Consider the following 23,304-nt stretch of genomic DNA (forward strand, 5'->3'; position numbering starts at 1 on the left):
ATATTTTTCCCCATCTTTTTTATTGTATTTATTTTGAAATCAATAGCTGTATTAAAAAAGACGGATCATCACTGAACCGTCTTTCTCTTTTTATTTAAATGATAAATTACTTTTTAATAGCCTTAATGGTCTGTTTAGTTCCATCCTTCATTTCAAGAGTTACCAAATAAACCCCCTGCATCAAATCTCTTAAATGGATTACAGATTCAGGATTGGAAATAGTTTTCACCAGTCTTCCTGTTGCATCTGTCACAGATACTGTTTTCACATTTTTAACATCTGAGATATTCAATACATCCGTAAACGGATTTGGATATACTTTAATTCCATTTTTATTTACTGCCACTTCAGCTGTTGCCAGGTTTGCATTTGTAACACTTATATCATCTACATACAGATTATACTGGTCAGCATCTGAATATGCATTAAATCCAAAGAAGTATACACCAGTTGCAGGAACAGTAAATGTTACAGATTCTGTATGAGCTGTTTCATCATTGATCGAAGGATAATCAGCGATAGACCCCGTCATAGCTGCTACAGTAGGGGAAGTTCCATATGCTACTTTTAATTTTTCCACATAAGTTGATGAATTGTTACCATACTTATAAGTAATTGTATACTGTACTCCTGCTGTTAAATTCAATCCCTGAGTAAAGAACCATGCATTAGCAGGATTTGCAGAATTATAATGATATCTTAATACATTGGTTGTGAATCCCTGACTATCTGTTGGAGGATCCACTGTTTCCCAATTATTCCCTGATCCTGCATTTACTGCTGCTGTACAGCCAGGAAGAGCCGGAACAGAAACATTTTCAAAATCAAGAGTATAAGGTAATCCAATGCTTGTACAAAGAGTGGTAAATGTTGCCATAGTACTCCATGCACTTTTACTGGCAGCACTACAAGCAGATCTTACCCATACGTAATATACAGTAGCAGGAGTTAAACTAGGAATATTATAGGTAGTTGCTGTAATTCCCGTAACGTTAGGGGTAGTTGTTGCTGTAGGTGCTGTATTGGCTGTACTGTAATAAATATCATAACCATTTGCCGGCACAGGAGTCGCCGCAGTCCAGGAAACCGTAGCTCCATTTGCTGCAACGTTCGAAGCTGTTACCGCAGTAGGTTCACTACAAGAAGGTGCTACATCGATATTAATATCATCTACATAAAGTTTGTTCATATTAGCATCAGAGTATGCCTGGAACCCAAAATAATATACGCCTGTGGCAGTTGGTGTAAAATTCACAAAATTACTGGTTGCCGAGCTGATGACAACATTCGGATGATCCGCTAATGTATTGGTCATACCTGCTCCTGTAGCAGAGGTTCCGTAGGCCACTTTTAGCTTTTCAGCATATACAAATCCTTCTGCATTGGCATATTTATATTTGATTCTGTACGTAACCCCGGCAGTAAGATTAATACCATTGGTGAAAAACCAGGTATCGGCGTTATTGGCATAATTATAAGAATATTCAAGAACATTCCCTGTAAATCCCTGAGCATCAAGATTCCCGGTCTCCCACATATTTCCTGCCCCATCATTGACTACTGAGGTACAATTAGGAAGGTCAGGTGCCGTAATGCTTTCAAAATCCAATGTATATGGTACTCCTACAGCAACACAGGATGTCATAAATGTAGCCATCTGAGACCATGCACTCTTATCAGATGCACTACATACAGAGCGTACCCATACATAATACGTAGTTGCCGGTGTAAGTGAAGGCAAGTTGGTACTTAATCCAGTACTTGACCCTGAAGCGACTGTAGCAGCAGTAGGATAGGTACTGGAAATTGAATAATAATATTCATAGCCAACTCCTGGTGCTGAAGATGGTGCTGTCCATGCTATCTGCGCTGAATTAGCTGTAACAGCAGATACCGTTAAAGCAGAAGGAGCCAAACAGGTTGGAGCCGATCCAATGACCACGGTATAATCATGAGCTTCGCCATAGCCATCTGTATTGCAGGGAACAGGTTGACTGGAATACCTGTCTCCCACTCTCATTCTGTAAGTACCCGGAGTTACTGTTGATGGAATGATTATCTGTCCGGAAGTCATACTGACACCTCCTACAGAGGCGCTACTTGCAGAAGCCACCAGCTCAGGAGCCGCATCATCAAAAGTACCATCATTATTAAAATCTATCCAGATACGCACATTCTGATTGCTGTAGTCATGCTTTACACTAAAGTCATAGCTCAGTCCTGCGCTCATGTTAATGGTCATAGATGTATAATCTCCATATGCATTAGCAGAACAGCCTGTATTCTGATGTCCAAATCCGGCTGTCGGAATCATAAAGGTGTCGATCATATCACCTCCATTACATCCACTCGCAAACGCAGGCGTACAGTAAGTTTGCGCGGAGGATAAAAGGCCGGTCATTAAAAAACCAACGAGTAAAATATTTTTCATAAAACACATTATTAGTTATTCAAATCTAGTGAAAATCAACAATAAAAAAAATATTTTTTTAATTATATCATAACGAATCAAACTTTATCTTAAAAAATAAAAAATAAGGAATATAAAAAGAGACTGCTCCACTGAGCAGTCTCCTTATGATATTTTATTTAGAAATTATTTATCTTTTAATGGCTTTAACGGTTTGTTTAGATCCATCTTTCATATTCAGAACCACAAGATATATCCCTTCTTTCAGATCTCTTAACTGAAGTACTGAAGCAGGAGCTTCTATAGTTTTCACAAGTCTTCCTGCAACATCAACAACAGAAACAGACTGTACTTTAGATATATCAGAGATTGTTAAAGAATCAGTAAACGGATTCGGGTATACCTTGATTGTATTATCTTTTACAGAAGTTTCAGAAGTTGCCAGATTAGGGTTCTGTTTTACTTCCACATTATCTAAAAGGACATCATCATAGAAATATCCGTTACCACTCACATTTTTATCAACAGTAAATCTAACCTGAATAGTGGCGCCGATATAAGAAGCTGCCAAAGGAACACCAACAGTTCTCCATTGGTTTAAGTTCGAATTATCACTAAAGATAGTTACCCATCCATTTCCATTATTCACTTCTACAGTAAGTTTATTGTTGTCATAAGTAGACGGAGAAACTGTAGTACTAGTAGAAGTAGAATGATTTTTAAACCAGTCAAAAGAAACGAAAGGAGCTGTCAACCCTGTCAGATTGATAGAAGGAGTAACTAACTGTACCGTATTGACACCTGCTCCACTGTATGGTGAACTTGCATCTACCCAAGCATAAGTACCCGCTGCTTTTCCATTGTTAGCGGTATTTGCCCCATAGTCTGCTGATCCTGTGAACTTCCAGAAAAGATTGGCATCCGTTGTCGTTGCCGTAGGATTTACATTACTCCAGCAATTAGGAGAAATCCCTGCATCAAAGTTTTGAGAGAACGGAGCTGATACAGTACCACAAACTGTATTGAAAACAGCTGGCCCTACCCAAGGACTCTTATCTCCTACACTACAAACTGATCTTACCCAAACATAATATGTACTGCTTGAAGCCAGTCCTGATAAAGGAGCTGAAGTTGTGCTGCTTGATCCACTAGCCTGGGCATTAACAGCAGGTGGTGTACTGCTTGTACTGTAATAATATTCGTATCCGTTGGCCGGTGTAGTAGATGGTGCCGTCCAGGATAGATCTGCAGTGGAAACTGTAGGATTGGCTACAACAGGAGAAGCGGGTTCCTGACATGTTGGTATAGCCTCTACCACAAAGTCATCAACGTGGAAATCAATGTCCGGGGTATTGGAACTTGTAGTTGCAACAAAAGCAATTTTAACATTTCCTGAATATCCTGTAAGGTTGATTACTTCTGTTTGACTCGTATTAGAATATGTTCCTGCTCCTGTATATGTTTTTATTACATTCGTATTACTCCATGTAGTACCACCATCTGTAGAGACAATAATTCTCACCTGATGGGTTCCCAGAGTTGTTTGAGAAGCAGTTCCTAAATAACTGGTAACAGCCATTTTATATTTCATTCTAAACATTCCTGGAGTAGAACCAAGGTTAATGGGCTGAGAAATCAACCAGTCTCCGGTATTGGTTCCATACAGATTGATTCTTACAGCCGCATTAGATCCTGCATTTGCAAATCCTGCCTCGGCAGCCCATTTGCTCGACCCATAAGTCAGAGTAGATGATGCGGTAACATCTCCTTTAGCCACTGACCAGCACATTGGAGTGAATGCAGTAAAGCCTTGCAATGCCGTCGGCGCATTTTCTGAAGTACAAACTGTTGTAAAATTGCGCTCTGTACAAGAAGCAGAATTACTTGTTGGTGTATAAGCGTTAACTGTATAATAGTATTTTGTTGAATAGGCTAATGGGTTAGAAAGTGTATAGATTGTCACGTTTCCTAGATCAACATTATTCATGATATCAGTTCCGCCAGTCGTAGTACCGATAGACAGTTTATACCCGGTTGCATCTGTTACAGCTCCCCAAGTGATTGTAGGAGTTACAGAAACTCCTGATGCCGCTGATGCAGGTGCAGTAACGGAAGGACAGCCAATATTTTTAGTGGTAAATGATACCGGGTTACATGCGCTGGCAGTTCCGTTACTGTTGGAAGGCTGTACAGTTGCATAATAGGTAGTATTATATAATAATTGATTTGCAGCCGGAAGCGTGTAAGTAACCACATTTCCTACATCTACTGCGTTCATCACATTTGTTCCTCCCGGAGTAGTTCCCAGACTTAACTTATAAGAAGTTGCTCCAGCTGTAGGATTCCATTTGATATTTGGTGTTACAGCAACTCCTGTAGCCGCATTGGCAGGTGTAGTAATTACCGTACACTCAGGAATTGTAATGGCTGAGATTTTAACATTATCCACATAGATATCATCACTTCCGTTATCCCCTTTGGCTAAGAATCTTACGATTGCAGTCGGACTGGATGACCCTAAGTCTATAAAATTAGATGTCCATGATGCAGCAACGCCTAATGCAGAACCTACATCTACAAATGTATTTCCGCCGTCAGTGGAAAGCTGAATTTTCAAGACATCAGTTCCTGAAGGGTTGATATAATCAAAACTTAAATATCTGGTACCTGAACCCGAAGATAGATTGACATACAAGTCCATATATCCGGAAGCATACTGACAGTTGTAAGAGTGGAAACGGGCTGCAGGAGTTACTGCAGGGGCAGAAACAGTAGAAGATCCACTGGAACCAGACCAACCTGAAGCAGAAGTAAATCCTGTTGTCGCAATATCACTTTGTCTCCAGGAATTGTCTCCTCTCGCCGGCCATGTTCTCCAATAACTGGCATTCGGCAGGTCTAAAGTGGAGTTACCGTCTGCCCACGTACTGAAACTTTCCATGAAAGGTAATGCTGCATAGGTTGCAGGCGGCGTCTGCCATGTTCCCGGAGTATAAGTAAATGTCAATCCGGAGGCAGGAACCGTTGTTCCGTTTGTAGTTCCTAAAGTCGCTGTAGAGCTGTTTGAACTTCCTACCGCAAGAGAAGTCCAGTTTGTTCCTGTTAAGTTATTTACATCAGAACTCTCTGATCCTCTGATCCCTACCTGTCCAGTAAGGGTTGAAGTTCCTGAAACACAGTTTCCATAAACAATAGCAATTGTTTTGGCATTAAGATCTAATTGAATCTGGAAATTAAGAAGCTGTGCTGAAGAAGCCGAATTACCTTGTACATCTGTAAACTGTACAATAAATTTTGAACCGACTGTTTCATAGGCAATTTCAGATGTAGCGGTATTAGCATGGCGAAGATTGGCTGCAAAACCTGCAAAAGCACCATCATAAGTAGTCGGTGAAATATCGGAGGATAATCCCGTGTAAGTTGTGCTGGATGCAGGAATTCCAAATGTAATAAAACCATTATTACTGATATAAACAGAAGTATACTTCTGATTATTGTAAGTAAAAGGGCCTGGCAAGGGAATAGCTCCCGATACCAGATCAGTTCCTATTGTAGCTCCGGACTGCCATATTGTTCTGTTTGCAGACAATGGTGTATACGTTCCGGTAGACTGGGTAAAGCCATATCCGTTATTCGTATTGGGAGTGGTGAGCTGAGGCGGACCAACCTGTGCAGACACGCAGTAGTAGAATGCTGTCAGGCACGTGAGTAAAATTTTCTTCATAAATAGTAAATAATAAAAGTTAGGGCGGTAAATGTATAAATATTAATTGATAGTTTAACCATAATATTAAAAATTATCATAAAATATTAAATAAAAACAAATAAAAACAAACTAAAAATGAGATAAAATCAAACGTTTATTTAAAATTAACAGATAATTCGCAATCTATTGAAAAATATTAAAATAATGATAATCAGATATTTAATATAGTATATAATTAAAATAGACTTCAGAAAATTTTTCTATTTAACATAAAAACATATTTAAAATTTTTCATCAATATTCTTAATATGTAAACAAAAAAAAGAGCGACCTAAGCCACTCTTTTTTAATCAGTATTTTTATATTCTAATTCAAATAGAACTCATATTTATTTAATAACTGAATTTCTTTAATCAGATCTCCATTCAGATCTACCGAATGTTTCATAGACTGTACTTCAATGTGAGAATCATCTTCAAGGTTTTTAATAAAGAACTTCAGCTTTTGATTTCCTTTATTCCGATCCAGAACTGTTCTGAAAAAATCAAGATCTTCCGGTCTTACATCCATAACATCCATAACAAGCGATATGCTTTTTGCAAATCTCTCAAATGCCTCCTGGAGCTCTATAACGTCAACAACATTGACAAATACTCTTCCGTCCTTTACCTGAGCAAATTTTATCTTAAAAATAACAAATCTCTGAACCTCAAGCTTTTCCTTCAACCTCATATAATCCCGGTCTCCCAACCTGAATGAATATGATCCGGAATAATCTTCAAGCGTAACAAAAGCTACTTTTTCGCCACTTCTGAAACCATCCTGAACCCTGTATTCTGTAATCAGGCCAGCCACTGTATATTCTTTTCCTCCACCTCCGTTTTCTCTTTCTTTCTGCAGGGTTTTCCAGTCTTTCTTTTTTTCCTCAAACAATTCCTCCTGTTTGTTGGCAAAAGCCTGCTCTTTGTAAGCATCTACCTCATCGAGATTCAGGAACAGAAAGTTTCCTTTTGGTTCTGCTTTTTTGGTCACTTCTTCAATGACTTCCTCCTCTCCCACTGACATATCATCAGAAACAATCTCACTTAAATCAACAGTTTCATCCTGTGAGTCCTGCTCAAGAACCGGAGCTTCATCTGTCACGATCTTCTCTTCCACATCTTTCTCCAGAACTGCTTTCTTCGAAAGCTGCCCCTGCATAAACTGAAACTGATATTTAAATTCATCCAGCGGATGTGCAGAAAGATAGAAACCGATAATCTCTTTTTCTTTATTGAGCTTATGCATGTTTGGCCATTCCGGACATGGTGCAAGTTTAGGCTGCTCAATCTGAACTTCTTCTGCAAAGTCTGCAAATAAAGAGTGTTCCATCTCGTTTTTACTTTCCTGGAAACTCTGTCCATACCTGATCAGTCTTTCAAGGTTTGTCTTTCCGGCCATATCAATATCAAAATACTGACCTCTGTGGAAAGAATCCAATTCATCAAAAGCACCGGCTAGTACCAAACTCTCCGCTACCCTTTTATTCATCTGGGAAGGTAATATTCTCTCAAAGAAATCATAGATATTCTTAAACCTTCCGTTTTCTCTTTCCCTTGTAATCGCTTCACTCGGTCCTTCCCCGATTCCCTTAATCGCTCCCAGCCCAAAGCGGATCTGTCCTTTTTCGTTTACTGAGAATTTATATTGAGATTCATTCACATCAGGACCTAATACATCCACACCCATACTTTTACAATCCTCCATGAACATGGTAATTGAATCTGTATTGTTAATGTTATTACTCATTACACTCGCCATATATTCTGCAGGATAATTTGCTTTTAAAAATGCAGTCTGGTATGCAATAAAGGCATAACATGTTGAGTGAGATTTGTTGAAGGCATATTCGGCAAAAGCTTTCCAGTCGTTCCAGATCTTCTCCAGCCTCTCTTCATTCAGATTGTTTTTCCGACCTCCTTCAATGAATTTCGGGTACATTTTATTAAGAACATCGATCTGCTTTTTACCCATTGCCTTTCTAAGCGTATCGGCTTCACCTTTGGTAAAATTGGCCAACTTCTGTGACAAAAGCATTACCTGCTCCTGATAAACAGTAATCCCGTATGTTTCTTTTAAATATTCTTCTGTTTCCGGTAAGTCATAAACGATTTCTTCGATTCCATGCTTTCTGTTGATAAAGTTTGGAATATATTTAATTGGTCCTGGGCGGTATAAGGCATTCATGGCAATAAGGTCAGCAAAAACCGTTGGTTTAAGTTCCCTCATATATTTTTGCATCCCCGGACTTTCATACTGGAAAATCCCGACTGTTCTTCCTTCTTTAAATAGCTGATATGTTTTGGTATCGTCAAGAGGAATAAGATCCGGATCAATATCGACCCCATGCCTTGCCTTCACCAGTTTTAAAGCATCTTTGATGATGGTCAGTGTCCTTAGTCCCAAAAAGTCCATCTTCAGAAGACCTGCACTTTCTGCCACTGAGTTATCAAACTGAGATACGAGGATGTCAGCATCTTTTGCGGCAATGGTCACCGGAACCAGATTACTTACATCTTCCGGTGTAATGATTACTCCACAGGCATGAATTCCTGTATTCCTGATACAGCCTTCCATCTTTTTAGCACTGGCCAAAACCCCGTGTCTTGAATCATCCGGACTGTCCAGAACGTATCTCATTTCATCAACAAGCATCTGTTCTTCCGGTTTTAATTTATCATATTTCGCCAGAGCTTTTGCTATGTTCATCCCTGGTGTGGAAGGAATCAGCTTGGCAATATTATTAGTATCGGGAATTGGAACATCCAATACCCTACCGGCATCTTTAATGGCAGACTTCCCTCCGAGTACAGAATAAGTAATAATCTGTGCTACCTGACTTTGTCCGTATTTTTCTATTACCCATTTGATAACCCTGTCCCTTCCTTCATCATCAAAGTCAATATCAATATCGGGCATGGATACCCTTTCCGGATTCAGGAATCTCTCAAAAAGGAGATCATATTTAATAGGGTCTACATTGGTAATTCCAATACAGTAAGCCACAGCAGATCCTGCAGCAGAACCTCTTCCGGGTCCCACCCAGACGCCCATTTTACGGGCTTCGTTACAGAAATCCTGTACAATAAGGAAGTATCCTGGATAACCGGTATTGGCAATTACTTCAAGCTCAAAGTCAAGACGTTCTTTAATTTCATCGGTAATCCCATCTGCTCCATATCTGTTTTTTGCTCCTTCATAGGTAAGATGGGTCAAATAAGCCATCTCCCCTCTTTTCCCTCCATCTACCTCATCTTCTGCATGGATAAATTCTTCGGGAATATCAAATTTAGGAAGGAGTACGTCTCTTTTTAAGGTATAGGGTTTAAATTTCGCTGTAAACTCCTCATAGGCATCAAAAGCATCAGGATATGCTAAAAAAGCCTCTTTTATTTCATCAGAATTTTTAATGTAATACTCACCTGTCGCAAGACCTCTTCTTTTACCAAATCCCTTCCCTATAGGTGTTGTCAGCTTTTCTCCATCTTTGATACAGCTGACGATATCCTGAATATTAGCGTCATCTTTATTGGTATAAAAAGTCTCGTTCTGCGCTAAGATTTTAACATTATATTTATCTGCCAGATATAACAGTACCTCATTCAAATGCTCTTCTTCAGGCAGTTTGTGATTCTGAATCTGTACATAAAAATCATCTTCAAAAGTGTCTTTCCACCATTTAAAAAGCTCCTCTCCTTTCTGTTCACCGGTATTTAAGATTGCATCAGGAATATCTCCCATAATCCCCGAAGTCAGAGCAATCACCCCTTCTTTATATTGGGCAATCAGCTCACGGCTCACCCTTGGAACTCCAAAATAGAAACCTTTAAGGAAACCAATACTGGAAAGCTTTGCCAGGTTTTTATACCCGTTAAAGTCTTTTGCCAAAAGGACTACCTGTGTTCTCCTGTCGGGATCATCCTTGGTAAACTGCTTTTGTTCATAACGGTCTGAAATATAAAATTCACAGCCCACTACAGGAATAAGCGGTTCAGAAGCAGGTTCCTCTTCATTAAATTCTGTTCCGTTTTCTTCTGCCTCCAGTTTTTTAGCCAGGTATTCTTTATGTTTTTTAGCTCTGTCACCGTTAGCTCCTTCTACCGCTGAAACAAACTTAAAAGCCCCCATCATATTTCCAAGATCCACCATTCCTACGGCAGGAAAATTTTCATCAGAAGCTTTTCTAATCAGATCATTGATACTGGAAGTAGCCGTTAGAGTGGAAAAAACACTGTGGTTATCAAAATTGAAATATTTACCTAAATCAATTTCGTCAATGCTTCCAAAATCCTGTTGCTTTTTCTTATTATGAAAATCAGCAACCTGCCTTCTGATAACAATATTAAAAGGTTTGATCGGATCCGGATAAAGACTTTTGAAATAAGCAAGCTGATCCTCAGAGATCTTTAAGGTTTCTGCGGGAACTACCCCAATTCTCACCATTTCAAAGAAAGCACGCGCTGTTGCATTTACGTCGGCAGCAGCATTGTGGGCTTCATCAAATTTGTTCCCGTAAAGCTTTTCATAAAGCTCTTCAAGTTTCGGGGGTTTAAATCTTCCTCCGCGACCTCCACCAAGCTGACAGAAGTCGGTTCCCAATATCATGGTATCTGCTTTCGGTTTCTCCTGCAGATTATCTTTAAGGTTCTTCCTGTAAAATTCCGCTCCTACAATATTGTAGTCGAATTCCACATTATGTCCTGAAACAACCCTTACTCTTTCCAGAACTTTAGAAAATTCTTCTAAAATCTCCTGAAGATCACGACCTTCTTCATTGGCAATCTTTGTTGTAATTCCGTGAATTCTTGCTGCATTGAAGGGAATATCATACCCTTCAGGCTTTATTATATAATCCTGATTTTCAATTAAATTCCCATCATCATCATGCAGCTGCCATGCAATCTGGACCATTCTCGGCCAGTTATCAGAATCTGAAAGCGGAGCATTGAAATTTTTTGGTAAACCGGTTGTTTCTGTGTCAAAAATTAAATACATATAATTTTCTAACTTTTTTATAAAAAAGAGAATGTAAAGTTACTCCATTTTTTCCAAATATAATTTCCATCAACTCGCCAAAACAAAAATTCAAAACAATACAACAATAATATTTTATAAAAAAATCAAACAACTTCAAACTATCATAAAATAAAATATTAAAATACAATTAAAAAATTAGAATTATCTATAAAAACAAACTAATTATTAACTATTTACCCTATATTTGAAGAATTATAATTTTAATATTTCAACAACTAAAATGAAGAAACATTTACTTCTTATTAGCACATTAGCTATAGTGTTAGTAAGTGCTCAAAACAATGATGCTTTAAAGAGAGAATTTGAAAGACAAAACAAAGAGAACAATGAAAAGTTCGACTCTTATGTTTCTAAAAGATTTGGTAATGATAAAAGTCCTGAAACACAAAAAATGATTCAGGAAATGAGAGAAAATTTAGCTGGATTTAGTGGAAATGTCCCAAACTTTTACCAGACAGAAGACCAAAGTCAAATTTTAAATAATAACGTAGACGCTTTAACAACGGCAGGAGGTGTAAATGGACTTTCAGGATCGTTTAAAGGAGAAGGAATTGTTTATACTATTTTTGACGGAGGCAGAATTTATGAAAATCATACCGCTTTCAATAATGCAACTGGTAGAATTTCTAACAAAGAAGCGGCTACCAATGCTTACAGCGCTCACTCAACAGGTGTCGCAAGTATTATTGGTGCTAAATCATCTCCACTATCATCTACAAGTAATGGAGTAACAATAACTGGAAATGCAATGGGTATAGCTTTGAATTCAACTATGGATTCTTATAGATTTGCAACAACAACACTTCCTGGTAACTCAACCACAAGCACTGTATTTAATAAAATATTACTTGCTCAACCCAAAATTTCAAATCACTCTTATGGTATAAATGCTGCCTGGGATTATAAAACTACAGCTAATGGATATCCTGCTAACGGATGGTATTGGGGAGGAAATTATATTTCCGGGACTAATTACGACATGATGGGAACTTATTACACAAATGATCAATCTTACGATGCTATTGTATATAATAATCCCACTTATACCATTGTAAAATCTGCCGGAAACTATTTCGGATTTGGGCCTGGGTACGCAGGCAGTACAACAACAGCATATTATTATAACGGATCAGGATATTCAACCTATACATTAGGCACTGAGCCACCTGCTAACTGCGCACAAGGTTTCGACTGTATTGGTTACGGTTCATTAGCAAAAAATATTATTGTAGTTGGAGCAACAGATCCAATTACAACAAATAATCAAAGATATACAAATGCAACTGATGTTCTAAAATCAGACTACAGTAGTGCAGGACCAAGAGATGACGGAGGCATTAAACCAGACATTTCTGCTCCGGGAACTAATGTATGGATGGCATCAACTGCAGAAAACACAACGGGAAGTATCACATGGCAGATTAACAGTGGAACTTCAATGGCTGCTCCTCAGGTAGCCGGAATTATTGGACTTTGGATGCAGATCTACAAATCTTTATTCAACAATGCAGAACTCAATGCTGCTGCTTCAAAAACCCTTATGGTACATTCAGCTCTTGAAGCTGGAGAAATAGGACCAGATCCATGGTATGGATGGGGATACATCAATGCAAAAAAAGGAGCTGAGCTTCTTGTAGGAAAATCTAACAATACAGTAATATTCAATAATGAAACATTAAATAATGGTGCCATCAATACTAAAACAGTTAAAGCATCAGGATCAGAACCTTTAAAAGTGACTATTTCTTGGATTGATCCGGAATATACAAATATTACCAACCAATGGGATAATCTATATAATAACAGAATTTCAAGATTAATCAATGATTTAGATGTAAAGATTACTAATACAGCAAACAATACAGTTTATCTCCCATGGAAGCTGGATGCAAATAACCCTATGCTACCCGCCACAAAAGGAGACAATACTGTAGATAATGTAGAACAGGTAATTGTTGATAATCCTACACCGGGAGCTGTCTATAAAATTGAAATTTCCCATAAAGGAACATTAAAAAATAATGCTTCCCCAAGTGTTACCTCTCCTCAAAACTATTCTGTTATTGTAACCGGATTTACAGAATTACTGGGCACTAAAGAAGCCGGACTGTCATCAGATGGAATATCAATAGCTCCAACGGTTGTAAAAGACATCACCAATGTATTGAAAGCGCCTAAAAAGTCTACTTTCAATGTGTATGATCTTACCGGCAAAAAATTACAAAGCGGAATCATTAACAATGATAAAGAACCTATAGATTTATCAGCTTACACAAAAGGAATTTACATCATTGAAATAAAAACAGGCAAAGATGTTATTTCTAAAAAAGTGATCAAGGAATAACCTATATCTACAAAGATTTTATACAAAATACTAACAGTTGTTAGTATTTTGTTTTTTTATGTATATTTGCTTCCTATGGAAAATGCACTTCACGAAAAAGTTTCTCAGGATATATTACTTAAAGCATATAATCATATGATGCTGGCCAAAGCAATGGCCGATATTTACGAAGAAAACAGAAATGTCTGTAAATACGTTCATAGCACCTCAAGAGGGCATGAAGCCATCCAGCTTGCAACCGCTTATCAGCTCAAAAAAGAAGACTGGGTTTCTCCTTATTACAGAGACGAAAGCATTCTTTTAGGAATTGGTTTTGAACCTTACCAATTAATGCTTCAATTATTGGCTAAAGCTGATGATCCTTTTTCGGGAGGAAGATCTTATTACTCTCATCCGTCAAGCAGAGATGAAAACAAACCCAAGATCATTCATCAGAGTTCCGCTACCGGAATGCAGACCATTCCTACTACAGGGGTAGCACAGGGAATTAAGTATATCCAGGATTTCAATCTTCAGAATTTTGAGAATAATCCTGTTGTAATATGCAGCCTTGGAGACAATTCTGTTACAGAAGGTGAAGTGAGTGAAGCTTTACAGTTTGCAGCATTACATCAGCTTCCCATTATTTTTCTGGTTCAGGATAACGAATGGGGAATTTCAGTAACGAAAGATGAAGCAAGAACCTGTGATGCCTATGATTTTGTAGCAGGATTTACAGGACTAAGCAGAATGAGGGTAGACGGAACTGATTTCGTGGAAAGTTTCGAAGCTATGAAAAAAGCTGTCGACTTTGTAAGAACAGAAAGAAAACCTTTGGTGGTCTGTGCAAAAACAGTACTGATAGGACACCATACTTCAGGTGTAAGAAGAGAATTCTATAGAGACGAAGAAGATTTAACAAAACACAGAGCCAAAGATCCGGGAGAAATCCTTAGAAAACATTTACTGGAAACCGGGGTTGACGAAGATCTTTTAAAACAAATCACTAAAAAGGCACGTCTTGAAGCTGAAGAAGCTTTTGAAAGAGCTAAAAATGCTGAAGACCCGAAGCCGGAAACTGTAATGCAGCATGTTTTTACTCCTACTCCTATCACAGAGGAAACAGGTACTCGTGAACCTGCCAACGGAGAAAAAATTGTAATGGTAGATGCTGCCATTCACGCCATACAGGAACTGATGTGGAAACACCCTGAAGCTCTTCTTTACGGACAGGATGTAGGAGAAAGAATCGGTGGAGTTTTCCGTGAAACTGTTACATTAGGTAAAAAATTTGGAAGCAAGCGAGTATTCAATACAGCCATCCAGGAAGCTTATATCATTGGATCTACTGCTGGTATGAGCGCTGTTGGATTGAAACCAATCGTTGAGGTTCAGTTTGCAGACTATATTTATCCGGGGATCAACCAATTAATCACCGAGATCTCAAAATCCAGCTATTTAAGTGGCGGAAAATTTCCCGTAAGCAATATCATCCGTGTTCCTATCGGAGCCTATGGAGGAGGTGGACCTTACCACAGTGGAAGTGTTGAAAGTATCCTTTCCAATATCAAAGGAATCAAAATAGCCTATCCAAGTAATGCTGCTGATTTTAAAGGTTTATTAAAAGCTGCTTACTATGATCCCAACCCTGTAGTAATGCTTGAGCACAAAGGATTATACTGGAGCAAAGTTCCTGGAACTGAAGATGCTAAAACAATAGAACCGGCTGAAGACTATGTTCTTCCGTTCGGAAAAGGTAAAATCATCATTGAAGCTGATAAAGATGAAACTGAAAAAGGCAGAACTTTATTAGTAGTAACTTATGGTATGGGAGTTTACTGGGCTAAAGAAGCTGCTAAGAATTTTAACGGAAGAGTGGAAGTAATCGACTTAAGAACATTAATCCCTCTTGATGAAGAACTTGTTTTTGAAAGAGTAAAAGCTCACGGAAAATGTATCGTTCTCACGGAAGAGCAACTTAACAACTCTTTTGCAGAAGCATTTGCACACCGTATTTCTAAAAACTGCTTCAAGTATCTTGATGCTCCTGTAGAAACAATGGGTTCTCTGGATGTTCCTGCGGTACCTATCAATCTTGTACTGGAAAAAGAAATGCTTCCGAACGCCGAAAAGCTGAGTCTCAAAATTGAAGAAATGCTGAAATATTAAATAATTGAAACCTCTGAAAAATCAGAGGTTTTTTTATTAATTTTAATAAACAGAATAGATCCCTTATTTTGGTATCCATTTTGTTTATATGCACACCAATAATTTCATACATCTTTATGATCACAACCAAATACGTCAATTATAAACAGGTTCTCAATTTATCAGGGTTCCATCTTATTCTTATTTCGATCTGGTGTACCTTAATCGCTGTTCTTTTCTATTTCTTCAACTGGGAATGGATGACAATTCCCTGGGTACCTGTAGCCCTGATTGGTACTGCTGAAGCATTTCTTGTCGGTTTCAAAAACAACCAGGCCTATGACAGACTTTGGGAAGCCAGAAAAATCTGGGGCGGAATTGTGAATTCCAGCCGTTCCTTTGCCTCTATGGTGTATGCTTTCGATACCAAAAATGAAGAAATTGGTGTTTTTGATCTTGAAGACCGTAAAAGAAAAATTGTTTACCGCCATATTGCATGGTTATATACTTTCCGTGAACAGCTTCTGGTTCCTACGGAATGGGAGCATATCAGCACAGAAAACAATAAATTCGGGAATATCAACCTGAGACGAAACAGACTGATTAAAGCTGGCTTTCCCGATTATGGAAGAGCTCCTATTTTCCTGCATAAGTATCTTTCGGAGGAAGAATATGATCTGAAAAATGATTATAAAAATTTTGCGACCTATCTCATCGCCCAACAGGCAAAAGATATCAATGAACTGAAAAACATGAATGCCATCACAGATTTCAACCAGACTCAGTTACAAAACAGTTTGAATGAATTTTATAATTTCCAGGGACAGGCAGAAAGAATCAAAAAATTTCCTTCTCCAAGACAGTTTGCCAGTACAGCTTTTGTTTTTAATATCCTGTTTATCATGCTTCTTCCACTCGGATTAGTGAACGAGTTTGCAAAATTGGGTGATTGGGGAATTTGGACCTCCATCCCTTTTTGTATCATCATCGGATGGATTTATATCATTATGGAGCTGGTAGGAGATTATTCTGAGAATCCTTTTGCAGGACTAATGTTTGACGTCCCTATGCTTTCCATCTGCAGAACGATTGAGATAGACCTTCTTCAGATGGGCGGCGAAACAGAACTTCCCGATCCTATTTCTTCCAAAAACGGAGTTTTAGTTTAATTTTTCCTTTCTTTCTTGAAAAAATTACAGAATCGAAAATCGACAAAAAAACGTTAAAATATATTTCAAATTTCATTGTTATTTCATAATTTAGGGAATTGAAAACATCAGCTAAAATCTGTCCAAAATTGAGCTTATGTTCGGTTTCAGACAGATTTTAACTTTTCCTTTTTCATCCACTAACAATGTATTCCTTCTTTTTTGTAAATAATGAGATCCAAGCACGTACTGCAGATTTTGACAACGCTGTGTCTTACCCTGTTCTGTTGTGACATGAAGTCACAGGCAGCCTTCAATAAAGAATTACCAAAAGAATTCACAGACCAATTCACCAAAGAAATCAACGACAGCATTCCTTCTCTTGGATCTTTCATTGTTTCCCAAAATGATAAGGTTGTTTATGAGAAGTATTTTCATACAGCCCATAAAGAAACCATTTTCAGTATAAAATCTGTTACCAAAAGTATTGTCTCCATTCTTGCGGGAATTGCAAAAGACAAAAACCTGCTTCCCAACCTCAACACTCCGGTATTAAAAATCCTTCCTGAATACAATATTTCAAGAAGTAATTTTAAAAATATTTCCAATATTGAAGGAAAAGTACTTCACGATTCAATAAGAAATACATTAACATTAAAAAATCTCATGACGATGCAGGGAGGCTTTGACTGGGTTGAAAACTCAAAAATCTCAACAGCGATGTCTTTTTCCGGTGATCCTGTAAAGTTTGTGCTGGATCTTCCTTTTGAAGAATATCCCGGAACTGTATTCAATTATAATAGTGGCGAAACCCATCTTTTTGGAGTTGCTCTGGCAAAAATTGTAAAAACCAACCTGAAACAATTCGCTGCAGAAAATCTTTTCAGGCCACTAAAGATCAATATTCCCCGATGGGATACCGATTCCATGAACAGGAATATCGGAGGTTCGGAAATGTTTATGAAACCGGAAGATATGATGAAGTTTGGCCTGATGATTCTGAACAACGGAAAACTTGGTGGCAGACAGGTTGTTTCCCAGAAATGGATTCAGGAATCTACAGCTGAACAGGTAAAATTGGATTCATGGGATGTCATGCCGGATGCCAATGGATACGGTTATTACTGGTGGCGAAGAAAAACCAACGGACATCAGGCTTTCGTGGCAACAGGTTATGGCGGACAGCTCATCTGCATCATTCCCGATTTAAAAATGGTTATTGTGACCACCTGCTTTTTGAACGATCAAAACAAAGGAAGAACTGATATTAAAAGACTTCATTACTTCATTGATAAAATAACGAAAGCTGATTTATAAAACTATTGCAGATAATACAGGTAACTAATCTATAATACGATTGCCGTAGTATTTTTAACCTCGGAAATCATAAATGAACTGTGTGTACTTGCGATATGTTGAAGCGTTGTAAGTTTCGTCAGCATAAAGCTGCGGTAGTCTTCAATATCTTTCACTCCTATTTTAAGAATATAATCGTAATCTCCGCTTACGTGAAAGCATTCTGTAACTTCCTGAAGGTCCATTACCTCTTTTTCGAACTGTAATACAAATTCTTTTTTATGCTGACTTAATTTTACATGGCACAGCACAATAAAATTTTTCTTAACTTTACTTTTGTCCAGCAAGGCCACATATTTTGAAATAACGCCTGCATTTTCAAGCTTTTTTACACGCTCATAAATTGCTGTAACAGACAATCCAAGCTTACCGGACAGTTCTTTGGTAGTTTGTTTACAGTCTTCCTGCAGAAAAAACAGGAGTTTCTTGTCAGTTTCGTCAAGTTCCATAGATGTTTTTTTGGTAAAAATTTAATAATTCCGAAGATACTAAATATTTTTTCTAAATAAACAATATTTTACAGTTTTATATTCTACAAATTCAAATTTATATTGTAATAATTAAGAAATTAATGCAAATTGGAACCATAAAATAAAAACAGTATTTATGGAAAACTTTAACGCAGCTAATGAAATACAGGATCTTCAGTATTTTGGAGAATTCGGAGGAGTCAATCCTTCTATTTCTGACAGCTCTACCTATACATTCCTTTCTGCAAAGACCATGTTTGATACTTTCGAGGGGAATGCTGAAGGATGCTATCTGTATTCCAGACATTCATCACCAATGAACCTTTACCTGGCTCAGGCTCTTGCCAAGATGGAAAACACAGAATCTGCCAACGTTACCGCATCCGGAATGGGAGCTATTACTTCAGTGCTGATGCAGGTATGTAAAAGTGGAGACCATATTATTTCAAGCAGAACCATCTACGGAGGTACTTATGCCTTTCTTAAAAACTTCTTTCCCCAGTTCAATGTTTCAACGACTTTTGTTGATATCAATAATTTTGAATCTATAGAAAAAGCAATTACGCCCAATACGAAAGTTATCTATTGTGAAAGTGTGAGCAATCCGCTTCTTGAAGTGGCAGATCTTAGGAAACTTTCGGAAATCTGTAAAAAATATAATCTGAAACTGATTGTAGACAATACCTTCTCTCCCCTTTCCATCTCTCCGACTTTATTCGGAGCTGATATTGTGATTCACAGTTTAACGAAGTTTATCAACGGAAGCAGTGATACGGTAGGTGGTGTATACTGTGCCAGTCAGGCATTTATTGATGATACAAAAAATGTGAATTCCGGAGCATGTATGCTTCTTGGGCCAACTATGGACAGCTTAAGATCCTCAAGCATCTTAAAAAACCTGAGAACATTACACATCAGAATCAAACAGCATAGCCACAATGCTATGTATCTTGCTGAAAGATTCGAAAAAGACGGTTTAAAGATATCTTATCCAGGACTGCCATCCCATAAAAACCATGAATTAATGAAAAGCATGATTCATGAAGAATACGGATACGGAGGTTTATTGACTCTGGATGCCGGAACTACAGAAAAAGCCAATGAACTGATGGAACTGATGCAGACAGAAAATCTGGGTTATCTTGCCGTAAGCTTAGGGTTCTATAAAACCTTATTCTCATGCTCAGGAAAATCTACCTCATCTGAAATACCTGAAGAAGAAAGAGCTTCCATAGGTATTTCTGATGGATTGATCAGGTTCTCAATCGGTCTCGACCACGATATCAAAAGAACTTACCAAAAGATGAAGGAGTGTATGCTGAAAGTAGGAGTTCTCAATCACCATGAAAACATTTCCATATCCTAAATTTATTGTAAAAAGGCTGTTTCAATTGAAACAGCCTTTTTTCTTATTTATCAATCCACCTGTTAGATTTGGAATAACAAACGTTAAGTATAATCTCTTATAGGTTTTGGCTAAAGCCGTTGGAAGATTTTATTTATTTGATAAATGGGCTAAAGCCCATTCCTATTGATATTTTTTGCAGACAATTATGTTATTTCTTATAATAATGATGCGGAAAAGCATCCTCAGGCTTCATTCTGAAAACATTCAGCAGTATCCAGGATTTCAGGAATCCATATCCATAAGAAAACATCTGAATATAAGTGGAAATGACCGCCATGCCGGCTATACTTATATTTTTAGTCAATATTAAAGCGTGAAACAACACCAAGAAAGTATACAAACCGTAGAAAGCCAGAATAATCCCTCTATGCATAATAAAATACTCCAGAAAACCCATCACATATCCTAACAAAAATAAAGTAGGAAACGCAAAGGAAATTTTCACATAGTTCGGGTGTCTCTGATTAAGAATTGGCCTTGCACAGCCAAACTGGTAAACCTGTTTGGAGAATTTTCCAAAATCAACCCTACGCTTATGATATACAGCAATATCATCAAAAAAAGCAGTGGTAAAGCCATTTTCCCAAAGTGTCATCGAAAGATCCGGGTCCTCACCTATTCTCATTTCGGAAAATCCGCCCACCTTTTCAAAAACCGCTTTTTTCACTCCCATATTAAAGCTTCGGGGCTGAAATTTTGAAACCGCTTTCTTGCTGCCTCTGATTCCTCCTGTTGTAAATACTGAAGTCATAGAATAGGAGATAGCTTTCTGCATCAGATTAAATCCTTTATGTGCTTTATCTGCCCCTCCAAACGCATCACATGGAATAGTCAGGATATCATTTTTAATATGTTCAATATAATCTTTTTCAACAATGACATCACTGTCAACAAATACCAGCCATTCGTTGGCTGCTCTTGCTGCGCCATAGTTTCTCGTAAGTCCCGGTCCTGAATTATTTTTTCTGAAATATTTAATATCTAACCCTTGTTCAAAATTTTTAATGGTAGGTTTCAGATCGATCAGAGAACCATCATCTATAATAATAATCTCAAACTCCTTATCCGTCTGCAGGGTAAGCGAAGTCAACAGCTCAAAAAGTTCATCTTTTCGGTTATAAATGGCAACAACAATGGAAATAGTAGGCTTCAAATTGAAAATTTTTCAAAATTACTTATTCGCAGGACAACCTACAAACAGTTTAACAGCTTATTCAGAGAAATTAACGAAGTTACATTCTATCCTTCTCACTGTATGCATTTTACCAGTGAAATTCTGAGCAAGGTTATTTGACATTTTAAACAAAATGAACAGCCGGAGTCATCTTGCTATGATCATCAATTATTCTAAGGACAGACTTCTGCATAAGGCTGTAGTAATGTATCTTACCAAAGAACGGCTGAAAGATTTTTACTATTCTGCTGATGTACAGAGAAAAACCGGACATTAGGAATACAACATTCACACACTTTTAAAAAACAATATGGGTTTTGCGCTTTCACTGGTACGATAAAACAAAATAGGCTGTGCCTCATGAGTACAGCCTAATTTATATTTAATTTCTAGACGAACAAACCTGACTTAAAATAAATATACATGACCGCAGATATAAAAAATGCAATAACGGAACAGCTGAAAAGAAGCAGCTTGAACAGTGTTTTAAAATAATAAAGCTCCATCACATACAGAACAAAAAATATTAAAAACGAAATTCCGGTTCCTATTAAAGACGTTACAACTAAAGTTTGTACATAATTGTATGATGGTAAAGGATCTTTAAAAACAATAAAAAAACAAAATGCTGACAATGCCAGCGCCACTGCACTTACCTTCTCGGTGAAATATCTGGATTTTTTTGACTCTTTCTTTTGAAGTCTTTCATCATAATTTAAACTCTCTCTGTCAGAAGAACTTGAACCAGAGCCGGAACTGAATAATTCCAGCACATCTACAACTACATCCAATACATCTAAAAAATTCCAGGACATTTTAATCTCAGAGTTTATGACTTATTATCTTCTAATTTATGTATTTTTTTCGTCCCTTCGTACATTTCGTATTGTAAAAATCTCGTTTCCAGCTTTCCGTTGAAAAGTTTGATCTTTCTCGAAGGACGTAAACCGATTTTCTTCACCGCTTCAAGATCTGAAGAGATAAGCCATGCCAATGTATTCGGATAATTTGTTTTAAAGGTGTCTCCTATTTTTTTATAAAAATCATCGTCATTGATGGAAATTCTTTCATCATATGGTGGATTGAATACCATTAGTAATGGAAAAAGCTCTTTTTTGGAATCAAAGAAATTCTGCTTTTTAATTTCAATAACATCTTCCATTTCCGCAGCTTCCACATTCATTCTTGCGGCATTCAGCATTCTGGCATCAATATCATACCCAACAATTTTCCCGTCAAACTGTCTGATTCTGTTAATTCTGAATTCTTTAATTTTTGCAAACAAGTCTGCATCATAGTTATTCCAGTTCTGGAACCCGAATCTCTTTCTGAAAATCTGAGCTGGAAGGTCCATCGCAATCATTGCTGCTTCAATCAACAATGTTCCTGAACCGCACATCGGATCAAGGAAATTACCTTTTCCGTCCCAGCCTGCCAGCTGAAGCATTCCGCTTGCCAAAACCTCATTGATAGGCGCTTCTCCCTGCTCTCTTCTGTACCCTCTTTTAAACAGGGGATCACCTGAAGAGTCCATAGAAATCATCACCAGTTCCCGGTCAATATGAAGATGGAATTTGATATCCGGATTTCTCGTTTCTACATTAGGACGCCTTTTGAATTTTTCCTGGAAATAATCCACGATCGCATCCTTCATTTTTAAGGTCACAAACTGAGAATGTTTGAAGGTTTCAGAATTTACCGTTGCATCGATAGAGAACGACTGATCAACATCCATGAAATTTTCCCAGTCGAATTTAAATAATCTGTCATAAAACTGATGCTGGTTGAAGGCTTTAAACTCATGGATGGGCACCAGAATCTTCAATGCTGTTCTTGCAGAGTAATTGATTTTATAAAGAAAACCAAGATCTCCTTCGCAATTTACTGCTCTGTTTTTGATTTCAACATTTCTTCCCCCTAATTTTTTGATTTCTTCTGCCAGAATCTGTTCCAGTCCGAAGAAAGTTTTTATCTGTATTTTTATATTTTCTGTATCCATACGTATGAATTAAAAGATTTAAAGCTTTAAAAATTAAAAGATTAGCCATCCAACTTCTTGTCCAATTGAATTTTTCAATCTTTTAA

Annotated in this window: 13 protein-coding genes; 6 read left to right on the plus strand and 7 right to left on the minus strand. The window is 37.6% G+C overall.

The genetic code is table 11. From position 1 onward, the window contains the following. Window positions 1-106: 106 nt before the first annotated feature. From CRS_RS20760 to dnaE, 3 genes are all read right to left on the minus strand, one after another. Window positions 107-2,431, minus strand: a complete 2,325-nt coding sequence (locus CRS_RS20760; RefSeq protein WP_172617127.1) for a GEVED domain-containing protein — start codon at window positions 2,429-2,431, stop codon at window positions 107-109. A 169-nt stretch (window positions 2,432-2,600) separates the two neighbouring features. Continuing rightward, entirely contained in the window at window positions 2,601-6,134 is a 3,534-nt protein-coding gene (locus CRS_RS20765; protein ID WP_142725863.1) for a T9SS type A sorting domain-containing protein, read from the minus strand. 348 nt (window positions 6,135-6,482) lie between these two features. Beyond that, window positions 6,483-11,150 (minus strand): DNA polymerase III subunit alpha, encoded by a 4,668-nt coding sequence (dnaE, locus tag CRS_RS20770; RefSeq protein ID WP_142725864.1) that lies wholly within the window; start codon window positions 11,148-11,150, stop codon window positions 6,483-6,485. Window positions 11,151-11,412: 262 nt separating this feature from the next. Between dnaE and CRS_RS20775 the strand changes: the two genes are divergently transcribed. The 4 genes from CRS_RS20775 (at window position 11,413) to CRS_RS20790 (ending at window position 18,128) form a co-directional block, all read left to right on the plus strand. Then, window positions 11,413-13,536 carry a S8 family peptidase gene (locus tag CRS_RS20775; RefSeq protein WP_142725865.1) on the plus strand — a complete coding sequence of 708 codons (2,124 nt, stop codon included), beginning with the start codon at window positions 11,413-11,415 and terminating at the stop codon, window positions 13,534-13,536. Between the two features lie 75 nt (window positions 13,537-13,611). Beyond that, the gene (locus tag CRS_RS20780) at window positions 13,612-15,684 is read left to right on the plus strand and encodes a thiamine pyrophosphate-dependent enzyme (RefSeq protein ID WP_142725866.1); all 2,073 of its coding nucleotides are present in this window, start codon (window positions 13,612-13,614) and stop codon (window positions 15,682-15,684) included. Between the two features lie 116 nt (window positions 15,685-15,800). Next, on the plus strand, window positions 15,801-16,832 hold the full coding sequence (locus CRS_RS20785) for a bestrophin family protein (protein WP_142725867.1): 1,032 nt from the start codon (window positions 15,801-15,803) through the stop codon (window positions 16,830-16,832). A 210-nt stretch (window positions 16,833-17,042) separates the two neighbouring features. Next, window positions 17,043-18,128: a serine hydrolase gene (locus CRS_RS20790; protein ID WP_142725868.1), complete on the plus strand. Its 1,086-nt coding sequence runs from the start codon at window positions 17,043-17,045 to the stop codon at window positions 18,126-18,128. A gap of 29 nt (window positions 18,129-18,157) precedes the next feature. On the opposite strand, the gene CRS_RS20795 is transcribed toward CRS_RS20790, so the two are convergent. After that, the gene (locus tag CRS_RS20795) at window positions 18,158-18,616 is read right to left on the minus strand and encodes an Lrp/AsnC family transcriptional regulator (RefSeq protein ID WP_047432467.1); all 459 of its coding nucleotides are present in this window, start codon (window positions 18,614-18,616) and stop codon (window positions 18,158-18,160) included. Window positions 18,617-18,773: 157 nt separating this feature from the next. Between CRS_RS20795 and CRS_RS20800 the strand changes: the two genes are divergently transcribed. Next, window positions 18,774-20,003, plus strand: coding sequence for an aminotransferase class I/II-fold pyridoxal phosphate-dependent enzyme (locus tag CRS_RS20800; RefSeq protein ID WP_142725869.1), 1,230 nt, complete (start codon window positions 18,774-18,776; stop codon window positions 20,001-20,003). A 190-nt stretch (window positions 20,004-20,193) separates the two neighbouring features. Here CRS_RS20800 and CRS_RS20805 read toward each other — a convergent pair whose 3' ends face one another. After that, complete coding sequence (locus CRS_RS20805; protein WP_142725870.1) at window positions 20,194-21,198, minus strand: glycosyltransferase family 2 protein; 1,005 nt, start codon at window positions 21,196-21,198, stop codon at window positions 20,194-20,196. Between the two features lie 154 nt (window positions 21,199-21,352). Here CRS_RS20805 and CRS_RS20810 point away from each other — a divergent pair, with 154 nt between their 5' ends. Next, on the plus strand, window positions 21,353-21,496 hold the full coding sequence (locus CRS_RS20810; RefSeq protein WP_185150437.1) for a hypothetical protein: 144 nt from the start codon (window positions 21,353-21,355) through the stop codon (window positions 21,494-21,496). A 112-nt stretch (window positions 21,497-21,608) separates the two neighbouring features. Here the strand turns inward: CRS_RS20810 and CRS_RS20815 are convergent, their stop codons facing one another. Together CRS_RS20815 and CRS_RS20820 are read right to left on the minus strand one after the other, a co-directional pair. Then, window positions 21,609-22,034 carry a branched-chain amino acid ABC transporter substrate-binding protein gene (locus CRS_RS20815; RefSeq protein WP_142725871.1) on the minus strand — a complete coding sequence of 142 codons (426 nt, stop codon included), beginning with the start codon at window positions 22,032-22,034 and terminating at the stop codon, window positions 21,609-21,611. Between the two features lie 14 nt (window positions 22,035-22,048). Further along, window positions 22,049-23,218 carry a class I SAM-dependent RNA methyltransferase gene (locus tag CRS_RS20820; RefSeq protein ID WP_142725872.1) on the minus strand — a complete coding sequence of 390 codons (1,170 nt, stop codon included), beginning with the start codon at window positions 23,216-23,218 and terminating at the stop codon, window positions 22,049-22,051. Window positions 23,219-23,304 lie beyond the last annotated feature (86 nt).

It is taken from the genome of Chryseobacterium sp. ON_d1 (genome assembly GCF_006829085.1).
In the GTDB taxonomy this organism is placed as follows: domain Bacteria; phylum Bacteroidota; class Bacteroidia; order Flavobacteriales; family Weeksellaceae; genus Chryseobacterium.